General features: G+C 34.3%; 3 tRNA genes and 3 rRNA genes. All 6 read left to right on the top strand.

Annotated elements, in window-relative coordinates:
* Positions 1-89: ribosomal RNA gene (locus KPL55_RS25615) — 23S ribosomal RNA — on the top strand; the annotation flags it as partial.
* A 77-nt stretch (positions 90-166) separates the two neighbouring features.
* Positions 167-283 (top strand): 5S ribosomal RNA (gene rrf, locus KPL55_RS25620).
* 5 nt (positions 284-288) lie between these two features.
* Positions 289-363, top strand: a tRNA-Asn gene (locus KPL55_RS25625).
* Between the two features lie 41 nt (positions 364-404).
* Positions 405-521, top strand: a 5S ribosomal RNA gene (rrf, locus tag KPL55_RS25630).
* Between the two features lie 5 nt (positions 522-526).
* Positions 527-603: transfer RNA gene (locus KPL55_RS25635), tRNA-Ile, on the top strand.
* Between the two features lie 5 nt (positions 604-608).
* Positions 609-684: transfer RNA gene (locus KPL55_RS25640), tRNA-Ala, on the top strand.
* The last annotated feature ends 863 nt before the right edge of the window (positions 685-1,547 follow it).

Raw genomic sequence — 1,547 nt, forward strand, 5'->3', positions numbered from 1 at the left:
CCTGGAAGAACACCAGGTTGATAGGTTAGAGGTGTAAGCATGGTAACATGTTCAGCTGACTAATACTAATAAGTCGAGGGCTTGACCAAGATAATTTAAAAAAAAGCGAAGTCTTTGTAAGAAGACTAACTCACTGTGCAATTTTCAGAGAATATTTATATTCTCATCTAGTGATTATGGCATGAAGGTAACACCCGTTCCCATACCGAACACGAAGGTTAAGCTTCAATGCGCCGATGGTACTGCAGGGGTGACCTTGTGGAAGAGTAGGTTGTCGCTAGGTAATGTTCCGCGATAGCTCAACGGTGGAGCACTCGGCTGTTAACCGATAGGTTGAAGGTTCAAATCCTTTTCGCGGAGCCATTTTTTAAAAATAGAATAACATATTGGTGGATATTAATAGATCTGGTAATTATGGCATGAAGGTAACACCCGTTCCCATACCGAACACGAAGGTTAAGCTTCAATGCGCCGATGGTACTGCAGGGGTGACCTTGTGGAAGAGTAGGTTGTTGCCAGGTAATATGGATCTTTAGCTCAGCTGGTTAGAGCTACCGGCTCATAACCGGTCGGTCCGGGGTTCGAGTCCCTGAAGGTCCACCATATGTGGGGATATAGCTCAGCTGGGAGAGCACCTGCCTTGCACGCAGGGGGTCAAGGGTTCGATTCCCTTTATCTCCACCAAAAAACAGTCCAATAAGGACTGTTTTTTTATTTTCGAATAATGATTATTAATTTAGATAAACTAAGTGAAACATTAATTTTTTAGATATAGCATTGAAGACTTCATTGGGGAGACTTAAACTCCTAACCGAAGTCTTTTTTTGATGTCCAAGCGCCACTAGTAAACAAAGTATTATCCATTTTTATAAATTCATATGAAGATAAACTCTCTTTCGTGTATGGATTTATGTTCTTACATTATTCTAAATACCTTTATCATAAGCCTTAACAGATAAAATACACTGTTTGCTTATAATTGATGCAAACGCTAAGGTGAAATAAAATTAAATGTGGTATTAAATTAATTTGGATTAAATCTAGGAAATAGGGTTATATTGAAAACATGAATTAGAATGCAAAAAAATCGCATATTATAGATCTTATAAATGAATAAAATCCTTAAATACAGTTATACGATTATATACTTAACCATGTGTGTCAATATAATAAAAATAAAGGATTATAAAGCAATACGTAGGATATAAGGAATAATAATGGTATACAATGAATATGATAAATATGTAGTCTTATTCTTATGATAGAATATTCCTTGTCGCAACGAACGTAGAACGATGAAGCGAAAGATTGATTAGTTAACATTTTATATGTTTTAAATATAACTTAAATAAGAATTAAATTATATTAAAAAAAATGTTGACAAAATAAGAATTATATAGTAATATTGTAGAAGTCGTCACTTGACGATAACAGAGCAAATTGGTCTTTGAAAATTAAACAGAGAAATAGGTAAACTTAGCAAAATAATATTTTGTTAAACCAGTCAATTACTTTAGTATAAAGTAAAATTTAGTCGTAAGACTAAA

Source organism: Clostridium lacusfryxellense (genome assembly GCF_018861735.1).
Classification (GTDB): Bacteria; Bacillota; Clostridia; order Clostridiales; family Clostridiaceae; genus Clostridium_AD; species Clostridium_AD lacusfryxellense.